A 17969-nucleotide genomic window follows, 5' to 3' on the forward strand; every position below is an offset into this window, starting at 1 on the left:
TTGGTGTGGAAGAGGAATTGCTGATTGTCGATCCCGTGGACCGGCGAGCCGCTCGCGCTTGCCGACGCGCTCCTTTCGGGCATCGCCGAAACGACCGGGCCCAGGATGAGCCCGGAACGGCTTCCAGCCCTGAGGAGATCGAGGGCCCGAGACCGGCCTCAGCCATGAACTCAAGCTCGAGCAGATCGAGACCCAACCCGGCCGTGCCGCAGCTACGGCGAGCTCTTGCATCAGATCCGCCGGGGCGCGGGGCCTCGCAAGCCACGCTGCGCGGCGCCACGGCGCGAGGATTGCCGCGTTGGCCACCTCGCCCGTGGACGCCGCTTTGCACACCACTCCGGATCCCCGGTATGCCATCATGCTCGAGCGTTTTGGCATCACGGCACACGAACAGCTCACCTGCGGATTCCACGTCCACACCTCCGTCGAGAGCCCCGAAGAAGGTGTGGTGGTCCTGGACCGGATCCGGGACAAGCTCGCTGTCTTCACCGCGATCAGCGCCAATTCTCCCTACTGGCGGGGACTGGCCACGGGTTTTGAGAGCTACCGGACGCAGGCGTGGAACCGATGGCCGTCGTCGGGGCCGTCGGCCATCTTCGGTTCCTTGGCCTCTTACCGGCGTGTTGTCAGGAGGCTCATCGAAACGGGGGTCTTGCTGGACGAGGGGATGGTCTACTTCGATGCCAGGCTGTCCAGGCACGTTCCGACGGTGGAGGTCCGGGTAGCCGATGTCTGCCTCCGAGCCGAGGACGCCGCGCTCATTGCGGTGCTGGTTAGGGCCTTGGTTGAGACTTCTGTACGTGAATACCATGCCGGAATAGAGCCTGCGGCCGTGCCTACGGTTATTCTTTACGGATGGCGTCTTGGCAGGCAAGCAATTTTGGACTGTGCACCGAACTGCTGGACTTCGGAACATTCCGCCCGGAGCCCGCCGCGGACGTCGTCTGGTCGTTGGTGGAGTACCTGGAACCTGTGCTCGCCGAACAGGGTGAATTCGACTTGGTCCAAACCGGCGTGGCAGCCATCCTGAGCCGCGGAACGGCGCCATCGAGCAGCGGGGTGTTGCCGAACGCTGGAGCCAGAACGGGAGCGCGCCCGACGCCGTCGGACTGGCCGCCGTCGTCGAGCACGCCGTTCAGATCACGATGCGCTCGGAGAAGGACGAGGGCGACACAAAGCCGCAGCCCGTCCTCACCTGGGTGCGCCAGGACTGGCGCGAAGCGCCGAGCTAGACCTGCTTGAGGGCCCGTTCCAGATCCCGGACGAGGTCGTCCACATCCTCCAGCCCCACTGAAAGCCGCACGACGCCGTCGCTCAGGCCGATGGCCGCGCGGCCTTCCGGACCCATGGCGCGGTGGGTGGTGGTGGCGGGGTGGGTGATGAGGGACTTGGAGTCGCCTAGGTTGTTCGAGATATCGATGATGGCGAGTCCGTCCAGCAACGCGAAAGCGGCCTCTTTGGCCGATCGCCCGGCGGAAGGGAGCAGCTCGAAGGTCAGGACCGTGCCGCCGGCTTTCATTTGCTTCGCGGCGAGCTCGTACTGGGGGTGGGACTTAAGCAGCGGATACTTGACCCAGCTGATGGCCGGTTGTTCCTCGAGCCATTCTGCGATCCGCAACGCCGACGCCGAGGAGTGGTTTACTCGCAGCGCCATGGTTTCCAGGCCCTTGGTCAGCACCCAGGCGTTGAACGCGGAAAGCGATGGTCCTGTGTGTCGCATGAGTTGCTTGACGGGACCTTCGATGAACTCCTTGGTGCCCAGGATCGCTCCGCCCAGGACCCGGCCTTGGCCATCGATGTGTTTGGTGCCCGAGTAGACAATCACGTCGGCGCCGAGTTCGCCACAACGCTGCAGCAGCGGAGTGGCAAAGACATTGTCGACGACGACGGTAGCGCCCGCGGCGTGGGCCAGCTCGCTCACGGCGGCGATGTCCACGATTTCCTGCATCGGGTTCGACGGCGACTCGAAAAACACTGCGGTGGTGGGTTCGGACAACGCGGCGCGCCACTGATCCAGGTCCGGTCCGTCAACGAAGACCGTCTCGACGCCCCAGCGGGGCAGGATCTCGTTGAGGATGACGAAGCAGGAACCGAACAGCGAACGCGCGGCAACCACACGGTCACCGGCGGCCAGCAACGCACCAAGCGCGGTGAAGACAGCGGACATGCCCGACGCCGTCGCGAAGCATGCTTCGGTGCCTTCGAGCAGGCGGAGCCGCTCCTGGAACGTTGCAACCGAGGGGTTGCCGTAACGAGAGTAGACGAAGCGCTCGTCTTCGCCCGTAAACGCGCGCTCGGCGGCTGCCGCGGATTCGTAGACGAAGCCGGAATTCAGGAAGACAGCTTCGGAGGTCTCCTGGAAATTGGTGCGGTCAAGGCCGCCGCGGACTGCCTGGGTCTCAGGGTTCCAGCCAGCGGCGTCAGGATTGAATGTCACTTAGATCTTCCCCAGATTCGTAGGAAGTCCACGGTTTTTCCAACCATTCACGGTTCGCTCGCCGTAGCGGTCCGGTTCGCCCTCAAAGCCTTCAAGGACGTTGTAGGCGGTGTAGCCGGCCTGTGTTGCGGCACTGGCGGCGGCGATTGATCGCTGTCCGGAACGGCAGAGGAAGACCAGTTCGGTGGCATCCGCCTCCGGGGCCTGTTGCTTGAGCTGCTCGATAAATCCCGAGTTGGGGATCCCGCCGGCAAGGTTCCACTGAATGAACAGGGGATCGTTTCCTTTGTTGTTCGCAGACGCGGTGTCCGGGATGCCGATGTGGGCCCACTCGCCTTCGGTGCGGACGTCCACCAGGATGGCGCCTTGCTCCAGTTTGGCCCAGGCGTCGTGCGGGCTCAGGTCGCCGGCGTAGCTCATGCGTGGCCCTCGCCGTCGAACTCTTCATCAAGCTGGTCCACCGCATTGGCAACCGCGGCATCCGCGCTGGCGATTGCCGCGGGGAGGACGATGGCCTGCGCCACGATCACGTCCGTGCCGTTGAATGTCGCGGCCGGGCTGCCGTGCAACACGTATCCCTCGGCAAGGGCGGTAGAGATCCGCTCACAGAATTCCTTGGTATCAGGACCCGTGATGAGACGGTAGGAGAGTTTTTCTTCAGTGGGTTCAGGCATTGGTGCTCCTCAGTCACGCTTGCAGTTCGAAAGTGTCGATACGCCGAGTAGTCACCTGAGGCACCCCGCCGGAGAGAGGGTTGCCGACCAGCAAGTCAGGGCTTCGCGCTGGTGCTCATTACTCAAGAAGAAAATAACATCCATGACGGCGGCCTGCATTACCGGCAGTCGTCATGTTCCGTAACCGGGCGGCAACGCCGGTGGGTGGTGGGGACTAGGCCTCGGTTTGGTTGGGCAGTTGTTCCAGGCTTGCTTGGAGCCGCTGCGGCAGGGCATCAGTCCGTGGCGCTACTCCCGTGGGGAGCGATGAAACGTGGAGCCTTGATGCTTCCGGATTTCGAGTAACTCGTGGACGGATATCCCGGTGGCTGTCGCCAGCGCGTGCAGCGAGAGGCTGTTGTGATGAGCCAAGGCAAAAACCACGCCGGACAGGGCCTCGAAACCTTCAGTTTCGTAGATTTCCTGCACCAGCTTGGACATGCCGTTCGCATCATCGATTGATCCCGCTGACGCGGCAGTCGCCATGGCGGTCAGCGACCATGCAGCAGAGTCGGGGCTGATGTAGATGCTCATGTCGATACCCTACGGACTCGGGCCCTCTGGGGGAATGGGCGGCGTCTTCCTCATTAACCCAACTGACTCGCAGTTGTTGTCGTTTTGAGCCCTCAGAACGACAACAACTGCGAGTTAGTTGGGGAAGAAGCCTGATGCGCCGGCCCCAGAACCGGCGCATCAGACGTTTCTATCCGGACGCCAAGCGCAGGATCAGCGCTGCATGCCCGGGGAACCTCGAAACGAGGGACTCGATGTCCTTTTCCGTTGGCTTCGCCGAGTCCGATCTCTCGTAACCGGGCGAGAGGCTGCAGCTGACCAAGGCGAACCCCGGACCGGCCAACTCCGCCCCGAACCACGTGGAATGCGGGGCAACTCCTTGCAAGGTCTCGCCGGCCTCCGGGTTGGGACCGAACAGGGTTTCGGAATAGCCGAGTTCGGAATAGCCATTGTCCGGCGAGAAGACATGCAGCCTGAGGGGCGTCCCCAAGTGGAAGAACCACAACTCGTCCTGCTTCAGGGTGTGCAGCTGGAGAATCTCCCCGGTCTGCAGCAGGTACCAGTTGGAACTGTAGAGCGGGTGATCGACGTCGAAGCGCGGAGGCAACGCCGAACCGGTTATGTCCTCGTTGCTTACCAGGGCGGACGCGAACCAGCCGCCCACACTAGCGGGGGACATGTCCAGCCGTTTGATCCAGTCCTCAGCGGATTCAGTCATTGACCGGGTCCTTCAGGGAGAAACAGACCGTGATGCCAATGATTTCCTTGCTGCCCAGGGCGCGCAACAACCCTTTTTGGGTCACGATGTCCACATTCACCATGCCGTCTTCTTTGCTGGGGACGGCGATCGTTTCGTGGAAGTTGAGCAGGGGCTTTCCGCTCGCCATCACTTCCTTGTCGTGGGCAACGTGTTCCGCGCGCGAGTCCTGGTGCCCGATCAGTTCCGCCTTGCTCATGCTCACTAGGTCCGCGAAGTTCTGGTTGACCCACAGGAAGACCGAGTTCGCGTCCTTGACTACCCAGTACACGCCGTCCTGCCGGTCCAGCACATCGGCGACGCTCATGGGCGGAACGGTGGGAAGGAGCGCCGGGTCCAGCGCGGGGCGAAGGTCACGGCGCTGCCGCCGTTCCGCCGTCGGCCGCTAGTCTTTCGGCGAGGTCCTGCGCCAGGGCCACCATGGTCATGGTGGGGTTCCAGGACCCGCCGGTGGGCCAGAGGCTGCCGCCGGTGACGAAGACGTTCTGCACGCCGTTGAGGCGGTAGTCGGTCCCGACGACGGCGTCCTCCTCTTCGCCGATTGGCAAGCTGGAGCTTTCGTGCACCAATCCCGGTACGCGGCGCTCGGGGATTGCGGGACGCTCGGCGCCCCAGCTCCCGGCATCGGGATCCCCGTGCCAGTATTCGACGCGCTCCGCACCGGAAGGGGACAGGACCCGCTCCAGCATTTGGAAGGTTCCCTCGTCCATGGTGTCCCACGTGTCGTCGTCAGTGGCGTTGGCCAGCACCTGCAAGGTGACGTTGCAAGTGGGGTCCGCGCTGCCGGACAAGCGCAAGTGGTTCTCCGGATTGCTCTCGTCCAGTTCGCCGAGGACGGCGCAGACGAACACCAAATAGTCCTCCGATGACCGCAGCTGTGCCAGCGAAGCCGTGGCGACGACGTCGGGGGCGTAGCGTTCGGACTTCTGGGCGTTCTTGTCCGGGAAACGGTCCGAGAGGACCGAGAGTTGCACGTGATACTGCATGCCGGCCGGGCTCTTGCCCGCCAAATAGATGGCCGCCAGTTCCAGCTCGCCGAGCTGTTCGCTGAAATCAAAATCCTTGCGCGGAACCCGGGCCACCACCGAGGTGATGAAGTGGGCGGCGAAGTGCCCCCCGGCCCCTTGAACCTGCGGGAAGGAATTGAGAACCAGGGTCGCCGGGGGAAGCGTGCCCATGGCCAGGACCAGGTTGGCATCGCCGACATTTACCACTCCGCGGTTGGTGTTCAACGCGGTGGCCCGTCCGTCCTGCTGGAGCACACTCAACACCGTGCAGTCCGTGACCACGCGAAGAGCCGCGCCCTTGCCTTGGGCCTCGAGCGCCGCCTGCCGGTCCGACAATTCCAGAAGGACCGCTGGCGTGGAGAACTTCGCGAAGTCCACACCTGAGCGTGCGCCCGTTGCCACAGCGAGCGGGGCCGGCATGCTGGCGGGTGGCGGAATCGATCTTATGCAGGCCTGCCCCGAGCCGTTCCTGGAGGGCTTTCTGCATGATTCCGTAGACGGGCCGGGTGTCGTTAATGAGATCGACGACATCGGCCGACCGTCCGACGTCGATCTGGTCCGCCGAAACCACGTTGAGCAGATCTTCCGCCGACGTGAAGTGCGACTTGGCGGCGTCCATCACCGCCCGCGGCCAGCCCCGCATTTCATCTTCCTCGGGGCGGGGGCACCACGCGCTCCACATGATGCTGCGTCCGCCGTAGAAAGGGACCATGCCGTGCTGCCAGGAAATCTTGCCTGGCGGCTGGTTGGCCGTGGCAGCCGCCAAGGTCCAGGGGAAGGTCTCCGAGAGCCCTCCCAGCGTCTCCTTGTACGGCAACGGCAGGTTCTGGAAATGCTGCGGCAAGAAAAAGGGACCCCGTTCAATGATCAGGATCCGTGCGTGCGGATTGACCGTCAGTGTCCGCTCAGCAAAGGCGTAGGCGCAGAACCCGCTGCCGATGACTATGTGGTCGAATTGTTCTTCTTCGCGGACTTTTTTCCATTCTCCCTCGGAGACGAAGAAGACATGATCCATCACCTTCTGGGGTGAGGGATCCTGGGGACCGGGCGTGGGAAAACCGTGATTGAAATTCTGGGACGAAGAAACTGCACTCACAATGATGCCTTCCATCGACTTGCTGATTCCACGGCACCGTGAAATCAGGTGCCCGCTGGGCCGAAAGGCAGATCACCTTTCCCCAACAAGGTTCACGGAAACTAGTTAACTACCGCGGCGACGGCGGCACAATAGACTTTGGCGGATTGCCGCCGGCCGAGAGACTTGGCATACTCCACGCGTGTCTTCTCTTCCTGTGACGTTTGCCGAGGACGTCATCAATCGGCCTATCAGGATCCAGTTCGAGGCATTCATTGACGAGCACCGCCGTGCGCTCAATGACTCTTTGAACGGGTTGACTGAGGAACAGGTCCGCCGGTCATTGGTGCCGTCCCGGACCACCCTGCTGGGCTTGGTGAAGCACGCGACCTCATCCTTGGGACTCGACGACTTGCTCAACGGCAACCGACGCGGACCGCTCCCGCTACGCTGGGTGTACCTTCACATGCTGCGCGAGCTTGCACAGCACTGCGGGCACGCTGACATCCTGCGGGAGCAGCTACTCAGCCAGGACCGCCGGCAAAGCCCTACTCAATCCCCGCGAACAACTCGTTAAGCTCGGCGGTGAGCTGCTTACGCATTGCCGGGGTGCCGATCTCCCTGCCGTCAACGTGGTTGACCGGAGCGATGAGCCGGATGCTCGAGATCAGCCACACGGCGTCGGCGTCGAACAGGTCCTCCGGGACCAGTGGGCCGTAGCCAAGCTCCCAGCCCGCCGCCTTCGCTTTCGTGAAAAGAGCGTCTTGGGACGTTCCCGGGAGGATGCCGCTGTCCAGTTGCGGAGTGATGAGGCGCTTGACCGAGCGCACGGAGCCGGTGCCGTCGTCGACCGTTTCAACATGCGCCAGCAACACGGTCGACGTCGGGCCCTCCAGGACGCGTCCGTCGGTGGAGGTGAAGATGGCGTCGTCGGCGCCCTGCTTGTGTGCGTACCGCAGCGCGGCCATGTTCACCGCGTAGGAGAGCGTTTTGGCTCCGAGCAGCAGCCAGGGGCGCGCGGTCGCCCGCCTCCGTGTCGAAGCCCCGGTCAAGGAGTACGACGTCGATGCCCGTCTCGCGCTGCCGGCGGCTGCCCGCGGGGGACGGCGAAGCCTGGATCCAGCACGTGGGAGCCGAAGCGCCTTCCACTCCGCGCGTCACCAAGAGCTTGACGACGACCTCGTCCTCGGCGGGGCTTGGCGCCGGGAAGGCGTCGCGGAATTCCTTGATGGCCGTGTCGATCGCGCGGCGCCAGACGTCCTGCTCGGGAATGTTGAGGTCCAGGGCGCGAGCCGAACTCTCAAGCCGGTTCAGGTGCGCTTGAACTTTCCGTGCCCGGCCCCCGACGGCGAGGAGCGACTCGAAGACGCCGTCACCCGGGTGGCGCCCAGGTCGGTTGCCATGAGTTGCGGCTGGCTGGAATCGGCGATGCGGCCGTTTTCGAACGCTGGATCCAGGAAGACGAGGATTGTCGAGGCAGGAAGAGTCATGCTTCCAGCTTAGTGTGGCCCCAGAGGGATGGTCAGGACGAGCGGTCGGGAGCGGTGCGCCAGATAGGCTGGGCTGACTGTTACTTCTTTGACTAGTTCTTTGACTGGGGGGTTGTCGAGTGCCGTTTCCTTTTCCGTTCGGGGTGGAGTGGACCTGGCTCCTCACCGCGTGGGCCATTTTCGAGATCATCTTGCGCATTGTGCTGCTGGGCGTCATCCCGGGAAACCGCCGTCCCACCACGGCCATGGCCTGGCTCCTGGCCGTCTTCCTCGTCCCGTCAGTGGGCTTCGTCTTGTTCCTGCTGTTCGGCAATTTCCGGTTGTCCCGCCGTCGTCGTGAACAGCAGGAGCAAGTCAACGAACGGGTGCGTGCCGGCACGTCGGCGCTCGCCGACGTCGTCAGCACCTACTCCGGTCCCGAATGGGTGACGTCGGCCGCTGAACTGAACCGGCGCCTCGGCTCCCTGCCGATGGTGGACGGCAACTCTGCGGAGTTGATCGCCGGCTATGAGGAATCGCTCAAGGCCATGGCGGAAGCGGTTCGGGGGGCCAAGAGCTTCGTCAATGCGGAGTTTTACATCATGAGCAGTGATTCGGTCACCGACGAGCTCCTCACTGAGTTGGAAAACGCTGCCGACCGGGGTGTCGACGTCCGGCTCCTGTTCGATCACATCGGCACGTTGCGGATCCCCGGTTACCGACGGCTGGTCCGCAGGCTGAAGCGCGGCGGGATCCAGTGGCGCCGCATGTTGCCTTTGCTGCCGATCCACGGCCAGTGGCGCCGCCCGGATCTGCGGAACCACCGGAAGATCCTGGTGATCGACGGCGAAATCGCGTTCACCGGCTCCCAGAACCTGATCGAGCCCTCCTACAACAACCCCAAGCACCGACGCGCCGGCCGCAAGTGGGTGGAACTCATGGTCCGTATGGAGGGGCCGATCGTTGCCACCCTCAACGTCGTCTTCGCCACCGACTGGCTGAGCGAGACCGATGAGTCTCTCGAATACCAGTTGCAGGTCTCCGACAGGGCCACCGCGGGGCCGATCACGGCCCAGGTGGTCCCGAGCGGTCCGGGGTTTGTCACGGAGAACAACCTGCGTCTGTTCAATACACTGATCTACTCGGCTCAGCACCGCATCTCGATCTGCAGTCCGTACTTCGTGCCCGACGATTCGCTGTTGTACGCCATTACGACGGCGGCACAGCGTGGCGTCGACGTGGAGCTTTTCGTCTCCGAGAAGGGCGATCAGTTCCTGGTCCACCACGCACAGCGCTCCTATTACGAAGCGCTCCTGGAGGCCGGGGTGCGGATCTATCTCTACCGCGCACCGTACGTGCTGCACGCGAAGCACTTCACGATCGATGAGGAAGTGGCGGTGCTCGGCTCCAGCAACATGGACATGCGCTCCTTCTCGCTCAACATGGAGGTGTCCGTGATGTTGCTGGGTGCTGAGGCGGTGGACAGCATGCGTTCGGTGGAGTCGGCGTACAGGGCCATGTGCCAAGAGCTGACGTTGAACGATTGGCTGGGCCGGCCGATGCTCGCCAAATACGTGGACAACGTGGCGCGGTTGACGGCCACCCTGCAATAAGGCTCAGTCCTCGGCGCAGGCTTCGTCCGCGGGTTCGGCGTGGATCCGCGAGAGGAGCCCATGAAGCTGCCGGATCTCCTCGGCGGAGAATCCAGCGAAGGCTTCCCGTTCGACGTCGGCCACGGCAATCTCGATCGAAGCGACGGCGCGCTTGCCTTCCGCAGTGATTTCAACGAAATGCCGACGGCGGTCTGCAGGGTCCCGGCGACGGTCGGCCAGCCCTCGGCGTTCGAGATCGTTCAAGACGGCCACGAGGGCGCTGGCGTCGATCGAGAGGATATCGATGAGGCCTTGCTGGCTGATGGGACCGGACTCGTCAAGTCGGCACAGGAGGACCGCATGCCTTGGGCTGAGTCCGGAGGAGTCCAGCGCCTGGCGGAGGCGGGTGTTCATGATGCGCCCGTGGCGCGCCAGGAGGAAACCCAGTTGCTTGCCTGCTGCTGACGGACTCATCGAGAAATCCTATCACTGAGGAAATTATCGGTCCTTAGGAATCGTTGTCATTCATAAACGATCTGCGCGGCGCGGAGCCGGGCAGCGTGAGCTTCTTCGGCCCATTCGATCCAAAGGAGTTGCCATGAATGACCACGCTTCGAACGCCTCTGTAGTAATTGTCGGTGGAGGCTACGGTGGTATCGCCGTAGCCAAAGCACTCGACGCACAGGCGGCCGTCACCTTGGTGGAGCCAAAGGACGCCTTCGTGCACAATATCGCGGCGCTGCGCTCCGTCGTCCAACCCGATTTCCTGCCGCGAATGTTTTTGCCGTATGACCGCCTTCTAGTGCACGGCACCGTGCTCCGGGACCGTGCCGTGAGGGTGGATGGACACACCGTCGAGCTGGCTTCCGGAACCCGGCTGACGCCCGATTACATCGTCTTGGCAAGCGGCTCAAGCTATCCGTTCCCGGCCAAGAGCGATCGTATGGTCACGACCGATGCCATCGCGCGCTACCAAGCCGCACATGATGACCTCAAGCGTGCCAGCAGGGTCATGCTCCTGGGCGCCGGGGCGGTGGGCCTTGAATTTGCCGGCGAGATTGCCGCCGCATGGCCGGACAAGGACGTGGTGCTGGTGGATCTGGCCCCGGACATCCTTCCCGGACCATACGATCCACGGCTGCGCGCCGAGGTCAATCGGCAGCTGGACGGCATCGGCATCCGGCGAATCATGGGCAGCCCCTTGGTGCAGTTGCCTTCGGTTCCCGCCGGGGAATTCGCGACATTCACGGTCAACACCGCAGGTGGCACTGCCATAGAGGCGGACATCTGGTTCCGCTGCTACGGGATAGCCCCGCAGACCGACTATGTTGCAGGGGAGCTGCTCGCCGCCCGGACCGCCGACGGCTATCTGCAAGTCACGCCCGAACTCCGGGTGGCGGGCTTCGAGAATGTCTATGCCCTGGGCGACATCTCGGCGATCGACGTGAATAAGGCCGGCGTCGCTGGACGCGAGGCTGCGGTGGTTGCCAAGAACATCCAGGCCCAATTGGACGGCTCCGCCGGCTTGGACGCCTATACGCCGTCGCGGCCGGTCATCATCCTTCCCTTGGGGCCCTCGGGTGGTTCGGGACAACTGCCCGACGGCGAAATCGCCAGCCCGGAGATGATCTCCCAGATCAAAGGGCAACACATGATGATCGATCGCTTTGTCGAGATGTTGAACCTGGGTTCCTGAGCGTACGTGAGCGGGCCGTCCGTCCGCCTCCGCGCCCCGGATACTGCACGCCATCGCAAACGCAACAATAAAGTCCTTCTTCTGCAGCGACCCCTCAAGGCTTTTACGCCAAGTTAACGCCGCATCTGGTCGAGTCGGACATGCCCCTAGCTAACTGCTGTGCGCCATCCGCGGGGGTAGCCGGCCCGCAGTACAGCCGGCTGGAGCTCTCACTATCGGAAGAAGAGAACACCATGACCCGAAGAAACAATCAGGCCTTGAAACGATGGTGGCCGAACGAGGCCGGGCCGTTAGAGACGATTCAGCCTATCGCGAAGAGCACGCGCGGGCTCCGGAAGCAACTAAGCCTGCTGCGAACGCCAGCCACGGAAATCGATTCCACACCCCGCAGCGTATATGGCGAATTCGTTCTCTAGTGGTGCTTGTCTTGCTCGGGCTCCTTGCCGTTTTGACGGGAGTTTCCCGGCGACGGCGCTCAAGGGGGGTTCTGAATCGACCCAGAAGTATCCGTTCATGGGTTCGTTCCAGCCAGCGTATCCCGCTCCTCCCCGGGCGGACGGGCATGGGTGCGGGGTGATGGTCCTCGCGCCGCAGTGGGTACTGACCGCCAGTCACTGCGCCGGCAAGAACCCCACCATGTCCAAGGCCGGTATCCCGCAAGGCTGGAAAGTACGGGTCGGGTCAGCAGACACCACTTCGGGCGGGGAAGTCGCCGAGGTGGATCACTTCTATCGGCTGGCGATCGAAAAGGGCGGTCTTTGGGGCCGGGACCTGGCCTTGCTCCATCTGAGCACCCCTGTGAAAGCACAACCCGTGAAGATCGCGTCCAACACACCAGCAGAGAATACGTCTACCCGTATCCTGGGCTGGGGCATGACCTGCGATGACAGTAACAACGCCTCGTGCTTTCCTTCACGGCTGAGGGAAGCCGACACCGCCATTCAACCACGTTCAGCCTGTTCGAAAGCTGCGCCCGGAGAATTATGCGTAGGCGCCCTCGATGGAAGCGTCGCGGCAACCAACATGGACTCGGGCGGACCGGCACTGGTCCAGGAGGGCGACCAGTGGGTTGTGGCCGGTGTCCTCAGCGGCCCGGGCGGGGATAACACACCCGTGCTGTATACCGACGTCAGCAAACACGCTGCTTGGATCAACGGAATCATTACCGGCACTAATGTCCCGGCCGATGACCCGGCACCCAACGTTGAGGGTGCCGCGGAATTGCCTGGTTGCGCGGGCTCGGTTGTGCGGGGTCCAGCGTCCCGTCCGGAGGATCCAGCAATGATGCTCACTAACGGCCACTGCGTGAAAGGAGACCGGCCCGCCCCAGGGAAAGCATTGACGGACCAACCCGCCGACTTCGACGTCCCTGTTGCCAACCCGCAAGGCTACCCGCAAGCCACGGCACGGGCCAACCGCCTGATCTACGCAACCATGACAGGCACGGACGTCGCGCTCTACCGGCTGGACAAAAGCTACGCACAACTAGCCCAGGAGAACGCGAAAGTCTTCGAACTCAGCTCCACACCCGCACGTGCAGGCGACTCACTGACCATCGCCTACACCAGCCGGCGATTCGCCTGCACAGCCGAGGCCGTGGTGACAAAGCTGCGAGAAGGCGGCTACGAACAAAACGACTCGATCCGCTACGCCCCCGGCAAGGACTGCAACCCGTACCCCGGAACTTCCGGCTCGGCACTGCTCGCCCCTGACGGTCTCACCGTCATGGGAATCAACAACACGCACAATCGTGACGGCGAACAATGCACCGAGAACAATCCCTGTGAAGTGGCCAACGATGGAACCGTTACAGCCGTGAAGGGCCGTGCCTACGGTCAGCAAATAAACACCGTCACGGCCTGCCTGACCTCGGGTTCCAAACTCGAGCTGACCGGGCAGGGCTGCACCCTCACCGGCGCGGCCACACTTACCCGGACCCGGCAAAGAACCCCACACCACCTGCTACGACCCCGCCACCTGCCCCGGGAACGCCACCTGCCCCGGGAACCGCCCCGGGAAGCAGCGTCACGAACCCCGCAGACCACACCGCATCACCGGCCTCGGAAACCACGCCGGACCCTAGCAAGTCCAGTTCCACCGCTGCGGTTGCGTCGACAGCGGACCAACGGCGTCAGGACCTTGCCGCCACAGGGTTCGAACGCGTCGGCCTGATCACAGCCGCACTGGGACTCCTCGCACTCGGGATCGTCCTCTGGGCCATCAAACGACCCCGCAGGCTCCAATAGAAGCTGCACGATTCGGATCAGACTCAAATGTCCGTAGCCTGCGGAGCCAAACTGTGCCCGCAGGATACGGGGCTTTCCTTCTAGCGGCAATGGGGCGATTCTGTAATTCCAAGCATGTTTGGAAGCGTTGTTCGGAGGCATCATGACGCGGAAGAACCAGTCCCCAGCGGTGCAATCACCGAGCGATCCGGGCGACGAATATCCTGAGAAGGTCCGGATCCTGGCCGAGGGACGATTGGTCAGCGATAGGCTGTGGAACGCCGACCTGGCGCCGGCCCGGCAAAGGAACTGGCGGGTACGCAGCCTCTTCGCCCTGTGGATGTGCGACGTCCACAGCATTGCCGGTTACACCTTCGCGGCCGGTCTCTTCATCACCGGGCTGGTGGGCTGGCAAGTCTTCCTGGCTTTGGTCCTTGGCATCACCTTGGTCTACTTCCTCATGAATTTCGCCGGGACAGCCGGGCAGAAGACCGGTGTCCCATACCCCGTCCTGGCGCGCATGTCCTTCGGCCTCTTCGGCGCCAACCTGGCCGCCCTGATCCGGGCTTTGATCGCCATTGCGTGGTACGGGATCCAGACCTGGCTCGCCTCCGAAGCTGTGCTGGTGCTGCTGTTCTCGGTGTGGCCCCGGCTGACCCCGCTTGACGGTCCCGATGTGCCTCACATCCTTGGCCTGACGCCGCTCGGTTGGGGCGCCTTCCTGGTCCTGTGGGCGGTCCAGTTGCTGGTCATCCGCCGGGGGATGGAGACGGTCCGGAAATTCCAGGACTGGGCAGGTCCTGCCATTTGGGTTGCCATGTTCGCGCTCGCGATCTACATCCTGACGCAAGCGGGCGACAAATTCAGCCTCTCGATCCCCGGCGTCGCGCCCTTGGATGGCCCGGCAGCCTGGACACAGTTCTTCTCGGCAATCGCCTTGACGGTCACCTATTTCGCGGCGTTGCTCCTGAATTTCTGCGATTTCTCCAGGTTCTCACCGGATCGCAAGACCATTCTGCGCGGCAACTTCTGGGGCCTGCCCGTGAACTTCATCGCCTTCGCCCTGGTGACAGTGGTGGTCACAGCGGGCGCAGCGTCCTACTTCACGGCAGAGCAATACCGCGGACAAGACATGTTCAAGGTCATCACGGATCCCGTGGCGATCGTTCAGGCCATCAACAATCCGTGGATCACCATCATCGCTGCGGTCACGTTCGTGGTGGCGACGATCGGCATCAACGTGGTCGCCAATTTCGTTTCGGCCTCCTACGACCTCGCCAACGTGGCCCCGCACCGCATCGACTTCCGCCGCGGCGGCCTCATCAGCGCGGTCATGGCAATCGTGATCCTGCCGTGGAACCTCTTCAGCAGCCCGGTGGTGATCGTGTACTTCCTGGGTGGCCTGGGGGCGCTCCTTGGTCCGCTGTTCGGGGTCATCTTCACGGACTTCTTCCGCATCCGGCACCAGCGCTGCAAGGTGTCGGACCTGTACCACGAAGACGAAAAGGGCCTCTACTTCTACACCAAGGGCTGGAACCTCAAAGCGATCGCCGCCCTGGTTCCGGCCGCCGTCGTCGCGGGTGTCCTGGCGCTGGTCCCGGCCCTGCAGACCTTCCTCCCGGGAGGCTCGGGCCTGGGCCCGTATTCATGGTTCGTAGGGGCGATCCTGGCCAGCACCATTTACTACGCGATCACCCGTAACGACGCGCGAACGGCCCGCGCACGCACCGAAGAGCACGACTGACCGCTTACCCTTCGGGGAACTCCGCCCCTAGGGCCGAGAGCACGCCGAAGGCCTTGGTCCGGACCTCCTCGTATTCCTCGCCGGCATTGGAGTCCGCCGTGATCGCGCCCCCGACGCCGAGACTGAGCGTGCGGCCGCCGTCGCCGTCTGAGCTCATCACCAAAGTCCGGATCACGACGGCGAGATCAGCCGCCGCGTTGAGCGAGAAGTAGCCGATCGCGCCGGAGTAGACCCCACGCGGGCCGGACTCCAGCCCGTCAAGGATGCCCATGGTGCTGATCTTCGGAGCGCCCGTCATGGATCCTGCCGGGAAGGCAGCCGCAACGGCCTCGGCCCGCGGCGCCCCCGGCCGTAGCCGCGCGTCGATAGTGCTCACCATCTGATGCACCGTGGCGTAGCTTTCCACCGCGCACAAGCGGCTGACGGTCATCGATCCGGGCACCGCGAAATGGCTGAGGTCGTTGCGGAGCAAATCCACGATCATGATGTTCTCGGCGCGGTCCTTGAGCGAAGATTCAAGGCCGCGCCGCAGGGCTTCGTCGATTCCGGGATCCGCCGCACGGCCCCTGGTGCCCTTGATCGGCTCAGCCTTCATGCCGCCGTCGGAGGTGATCCGCAGGAAGCGTTCCGGCGAGGTACTGGCGACCGTCAGCTCGCCGAACCGCAAGTAGCTCGCGAACGGCGCGGGGTTGCGCTTGCGCAGCGCAAGGTAGCTCTCCCATGGATCCAGACCGGGATCCGTAGCAGTCACTGTGGTGGTCAGGCAGACTTCGTAGGTATTGCCTTCGGCGATCTGCTCCTGGGCGATGGCGATCTTGCCCTTGTATTCGTCCTCGGTGTCGCGGCTGGAGAACTCAAGCGTTTGATGCCCGACGCCGGGGTCCCCGGCCGGGTGCGCCGGGCCGCCGCTTGCTTGGGGTGCGCCGGCTGCTTGGGCTACCGGGGCCGCGGATTGCACGGCCCCCGCGCGCGCCCGAGCCAATCATCGGCGTCGGGGGCTTCAACGGCGAGCAGCCAGACCGCGGCGTCACGGTGGTCGAGGACCACGGCCCGGCCCGCGAAGAGCAACGCCGCATCCGGAGTGCCGGCCCGGACGTCGCTGCCACCGGTCTCCCGTTTCAGTTCATAGCCGAGGTAGCCCAGCCAGCCGAGCGTGAATTCGCAGTCATAGCCGGCTGGTGGCCTCACGGCCTTCCTGCCCCACACGGTGTCCAGCCAACGGAAGAAGGGGCCGGTAGTCTCCACCGTGGCGCATCCGATGCTGAGCCTGGTGGCCCCGGAACTGTGCATGACCGACTGGCCGAACGAGCCGCCGTCGTCCGCCAGGATGCTGAAGCGGCTGCGCTCGGCAGCCGCGCCGCTGGCAACAGCGGCATTGGAAGAATCGAGCCAAACGGCGTTGGCGGACGTGGCGTAGAGCGCTTGGAACAGGGCCGCCGGGTCCGGCGCGGCAGCGATCCGTTCGGCCTTGAGCTGTAAGCCGCGGCGTGCCGAGAGCTCGGGGGACAGCACCGGGGAGAGCGAAGGGAGATAGTTCAGCGCCTGCAGGACGTCATCCGGGGCATTGCCGTCGGCACGGTTCAGCACCCTGATATCGGTGTGGCCCGGGACATCGTCCGTCTCCAGCCATTTGTCTTCCTGCGCCGCCCAGCCATCCCAGAACGGCTCGTAGCTGCTGCCGTCCCGGGCCATTGCACGGTGCCTGCGTTCGTCGTCGGGAGCGTCCACCCAGACCACGGCGTCCAGCATGGGCCGGGCGTCGCTGGCCGCGGCCCCGACGCCCTCCACGATGACGATTTCGGCGGGCAGGGTCACATTGCTGCGACCGTCGTAGTGCTTTTCAGTCCCAGTGACCACTCGGCGGCGTCACCTTTGCGCAGCGGTGCCAGGACAGTGGTGACGTAGCGCTCGATGCCGGCGGCGAGTCCGTTCCACCCCGGATAAATGTCCTCAAGATGGAACAGCGACACCTTGTGATGCATGCGGAGTCGGGCGGCAAGCTCGACGGCGAGGGTGGTCTTTCCCGCGCCGGAGCGGCCATCGATGGCGATGATCACGGGTGCTGGGGTCATGAAATAGAGCGTACCTGCTGTGGGCCGTAGTCCTGCCCCTGGTGCGCAGCAGCGAGGGCAGCCCGGTGTGGGCGACGATCCCGGGGACCGCAGCCATGATGAGGGTCCACGTGACGTCGAAATCGTGGTGGCCGCCGTACCAAGGGTCCTCGATGCCGAGGTCCAAAGTGCTCCGGCGCGCCACGGAGGGGTCGAAGCTGCGAAGCATCCTGATTTTGGCGAGCGTTTCCGAGTCCGGGGCAGCCTCATGGAGCCAGCCATAGTGGTCTACGTCGAGGGCCAGGATCAGGTCCCGCTCACGGAACCACTCCTGCCGCCAGCTCCTGGCTATGTGCTTCTCGGAAGGGATGCTGTGGGCCGACAGGACACGGGCGGCGCGCGGATCGATGGGGTGCCCGGCCTCGTATGACGTGGTTCCCGCGGAGTCCACAACAACCGCTCCGCCCAGCCCTCCGGCGTCGAACGCTTCGGTCAACATCAGCGCCGCCATGGGTGAGCGGCAGATGTTTCCCGTGCAGACGGTGATGATGCGGTATGGGCTCGACGCTGAGTACATGGAGCAAGCATGGGGGATGTCCCCGACTTGGCTAGTCAAAATTACAGAATTTGTAAAGTCGCTGATGGCGGGGTAAAAGTGCCTCAACTTCCTACCGTTTATGCCCGGAATCG

General features: G+C 63.8%; 16 protein-coding genes, 3 pseudogenes and 1 riboswitch. Of the genes and pseudogenes, 8 read left to right on the forward strand and 11 right to left on the reverse strand.

The window, feature by feature from the left end; all coding sequences use genetic code 11:
• Positions 1-184 precede the first annotated feature (184 nt).
• The gene (locus ABD884_RS00005) at positions 185-1030 is read left to right on the forward strand and encodes a YbdK family carboxylate-amine ligase (RefSeq protein WP_345054306.1); all 846 of its coding nucleotides are present in this window, start codon (positions 185-187) and stop codon (positions 1028-1030) included.
• Between the two features lie 198 nt (positions 1031-1228).
• Here ABD884_RS00005 and ABD884_RS00010 read toward each other — a convergent pair whose 3' ends face one another.
• The 7 genes from ABD884_RS00010 to ABD884_RS00040 form a co-directional block, all read right to left on the reverse strand.
• On the reverse strand, positions 1229-2437 hold the full coding sequence (locus ABD884_RS00010; protein WP_028267608.1) for an O-succinylhomoserine sulfhydrylase: 1209 nt from the start codon (positions 2435-2437) through the stop codon (positions 1229-1231).
• Positions 2438-2857, reverse strand: coding sequence for a rhodanese-like domain-containing protein (locus ABD884_RS00015; protein ID WP_345033241.1), 420 nt, complete (start codon positions 2855-2857; stop codon positions 2438-2440).
• Positions 2854-3111 (reverse strand): DUF1737 domain-containing protein, encoded by a 258-nt coding sequence (locus tag ABD884_RS00020; RefSeq protein ID WP_028267606.1) that lies wholly within the window; start codon positions 3109-3111, stop codon positions 2854-2856. The genes ABD884_RS00015 and ABD884_RS00020 overlap by 4 nt, the downstream gene beginning before the upstream one ends.
• A gap of 10 nt (positions 3112-3121) precedes the next feature.
• A riboswitch (SAM riboswitch) is annotated at positions 3122-3234 on the reverse strand.
• A gap of 165 nt (positions 3235-3399) precedes the next feature.
• Positions 3400-3684 carry a hypothetical protein gene (locus tag ABD884_RS00025; protein ID WP_345033243.1) on the reverse strand — a complete coding sequence of 95 codons (285 nt, stop codon included), beginning with the start codon at positions 3682-3684 and terminating at the stop codon, positions 3400-3402.
• A gap of 169 nt (positions 3685-3853) precedes the next feature.
• Positions 3854-4381, reverse strand: coding sequence for a cupin domain-containing protein (locus ABD884_RS00030; protein WP_345033245.1), 528 nt, complete (start codon positions 4379-4381; stop codon positions 3854-3856).
• Positions 4374-4727, reverse strand: a complete 354-nt coding sequence (locus ABD884_RS00035) for a PAS domain-containing protein (RefSeq protein WP_345033247.1) — start codon at positions 4725-4727, stop codon at positions 4374-4376. Before ABD884_RS00035 ends, ABD884_RS00030 begins: the two co-directional genes overlap by 8 nt.
• 46 nt (positions 4728-4773) lie before the next feature.
• Positions 4774-5805, reverse strand: a complete 1032-nt coding sequence (locus ABD884_RS00040; protein WP_345033249.1) for a GMC oxidoreductase — start codon at positions 5803-5805, stop codon at positions 4774-4776.
• Here ABD884_RS00040 and ABD884_RS00045 point away from each other — a divergent pair.
• The gene (locus ABD884_RS00045) at positions 5783-6457 is read left to right on the forward strand and encodes a hypothetical protein (RefSeq protein WP_345033251.1); all 675 of its coding nucleotides are present in this window, start codon (positions 5783-5785) and stop codon (positions 6455-6457) included. The two genes, ABD884_RS00040 and ABD884_RS00045, sit on opposite strands and share 23 nt — an antisense overlap.
• A 247-nt stretch (positions 6458-6704) precedes the next feature.
• Positions 6705-7079 (forward strand): mycothiol transferase, encoded by a 375-nt coding sequence (locus tag ABD884_RS00050; RefSeq protein WP_345033253.1) that lies wholly within the window; start codon positions 6705-6707, stop codon positions 7077-7079.
• Here the strand turns inward: ABD884_RS00050 and ABD884_RS00055 are convergent.
• A pseudogene (locus ABD884_RS00055) lies at positions 7051-7992 on the reverse strand (aminodeoxychorismate lyase). The gene ABD884_RS00050 and the pseudogene ABD884_RS00055 sit on opposite strands and share 29 nt — an antisense overlap.
• 143 nt (positions 7993-8135) lie before the next feature.
• On the opposite strand from ABD884_RS00055, the gene cls reads away from it, so the two are divergent.
• A complete protein-coding gene (gene cls, locus ABD884_RS00060; protein ID WP_376955202.1) occupies positions 8136-9584 on the forward strand; it encodes a cardiolipin synthase in 1449 nt (482 codons plus the stop codon).
• Positions 9585-9587: 3 nt separating this feature from the next.
• Here cls and ABD884_RS00065 read toward each other — a convergent pair whose 3' ends face one another.
• On the reverse strand, positions 9588-10037 hold the full coding sequence (locus ABD884_RS00065) for a MarR family winged helix-turn-helix transcriptional regulator (protein ID WP_345033256.1): 450 nt from the start codon (positions 10035-10037) through the stop codon (positions 9588-9590).
• 124 nt (positions 10038-10161) lie between these two features.
• Here ABD884_RS00065 and ABD884_RS00070 point away from each other — a divergent pair, with 124 nt between their 5' ends.
• From ABD884_RS00070 to ABD884_RS00085, 4 genes are all read left to right on the forward strand, one after another.
• On the forward strand, positions 10162-11259 hold the full coding sequence (locus tag ABD884_RS00070; protein WP_345033257.1) for an FAD-dependent oxidoreductase: 1098 nt from the start codon (positions 10162-10164) through the stop codon (positions 11257-11259).
• Positions 11260-11492: 233 nt separating this feature from the next.
• A complete protein-coding gene (locus ABD884_RS00075) occupies positions 11493-11675 on the forward strand; it encodes a hypothetical protein (protein WP_345033259.1) in 183 nt (60 codons plus the stop codon).
• Positions 11656-13431 carry a trypsin-like serine protease gene (locus ABD884_RS00080; RefSeq protein ID WP_345033260.1) on the forward strand — a complete coding sequence of 592 codons (1776 nt, stop codon included), beginning with the start codon at positions 11656-11658 and terminating at the stop codon, positions 13429-13431. Before ABD884_RS00075 ends, ABD884_RS00080 begins: the two co-directional genes overlap by 20 nt.
• A gap of 216 nt (positions 13432-13647) precedes the next feature.
• The gene (locus tag ABD884_RS00085; RefSeq protein ID WP_345033261.1) at positions 13648-15228 is read left to right on the forward strand and encodes an NCS1 family nucleobase:cation symporter-1; all 1581 of its coding nucleotides are present in this window, start codon (positions 13648-13650) and stop codon (positions 15226-15228) included.
• Positions 15229-15232: 4 nt separating this feature from the next.
• Here ABD884_RS00085 and ABD884_RS00090 read toward each other — a convergent pair.
• Both ABD884_RS00090 and ABD884_RS00095 read right to left on the reverse strand, forming a co-directional pair.
• Positions 15233-17300, reverse strand: a pseudogene (locus tag ABD884_RS00090) (chorismate-binding protein).
• Positions 17297-17856: pseudogene (locus ABD884_RS00095) on the reverse strand (low molecular weight protein-tyrosine-phosphatase). The pseudogenes ABD884_RS00090 and ABD884_RS00095 overlap by 4 nt, the downstream one beginning before the upstream one ends.
• Positions 17857-17969 lie beyond the last annotated feature (113 nt).

The organism is Arthrobacter methylotrophus (assembly GCF_039539965.1).
GTDB classification, from domain to species: Bacteria; Actinomycetota; Actinomycetes; order Actinomycetales; family Micrococcaceae; genus Arthrobacter; species Arthrobacter methylotrophus.

Excerpts from the sequence above, each read along its gene's own strand:
- ABD884_RS00065 (WP_345033256.1), bottom strand. The coding sequence starts at position 10,037 with ATGAGTCCGTCAGCAGCAGGCAAGCAACTGGGTTTCCTCCTGGCGCGC.
- ABD884_RS00015 (WP_345033241.1), bottom strand. The coding sequence starts at position 2,857 with ATGAGCTACGCCGGCGACCTGAGCCCGCACGACGCCTGGGCCAAACTG.
- ABD884_RS00075 (WP_345033259.1), top strand. The coding sequence starts at position 11,493 with ATGACCCGAAGAAACAATCAGGCCTTGAAACGATGGTGGCCGAACGAG.
- ABD884_RS00070 (WP_345033257.1), top strand. The coding sequence starts at position 10,162 with ATGAATGACCACGCTTCGAACGCCTCTGTAGTAATTGTCGGTGGAGGC.
- ABD884_RS00035 (WP_345033247.1), bottom strand. The coding sequence starts at position 4,727 with ATGAGCGTCGCCGATGTGCTGGACCGGCAGGACGGCGTGTACTGGGTA.
- ABD884_RS00020 (WP_028267606.1), bottom strand. The coding sequence starts at position 3,111 with ATGCCTGAACCCACTGAAGAAAAACTCTCCTACCGTCTCATCACGGGT.
- ABD884_RS00030 (WP_345033245.1), bottom strand. The coding sequence starts at position 4,381 with ATGACTGAATCCGCTGAGGACTGGATCAAACGGCTGGACATGTCCCCC.
- ABD884_RS00025 (WP_345033243.1), bottom strand. The coding sequence starts at position 3,684 with ATGAGCATCTACATCAGCCCCGACTCTGCTGCATGGTCGCTGACCGCC.
- ABD884_RS00080 (WP_345033260.1), top strand. The coding sequence starts at position 11,656 with ATGGCGAATTCGTTCTCTAGTGGTGCTTGTCTTGCTCGGGCTCCTTGC.
- ABD884_RS00085 (WP_345033261.1), top strand. The coding sequence starts at position 13,648 with ATGACGCGGAAGAACCAGTCCCCAGCGGTGCAATCACCGAGCGATCCG.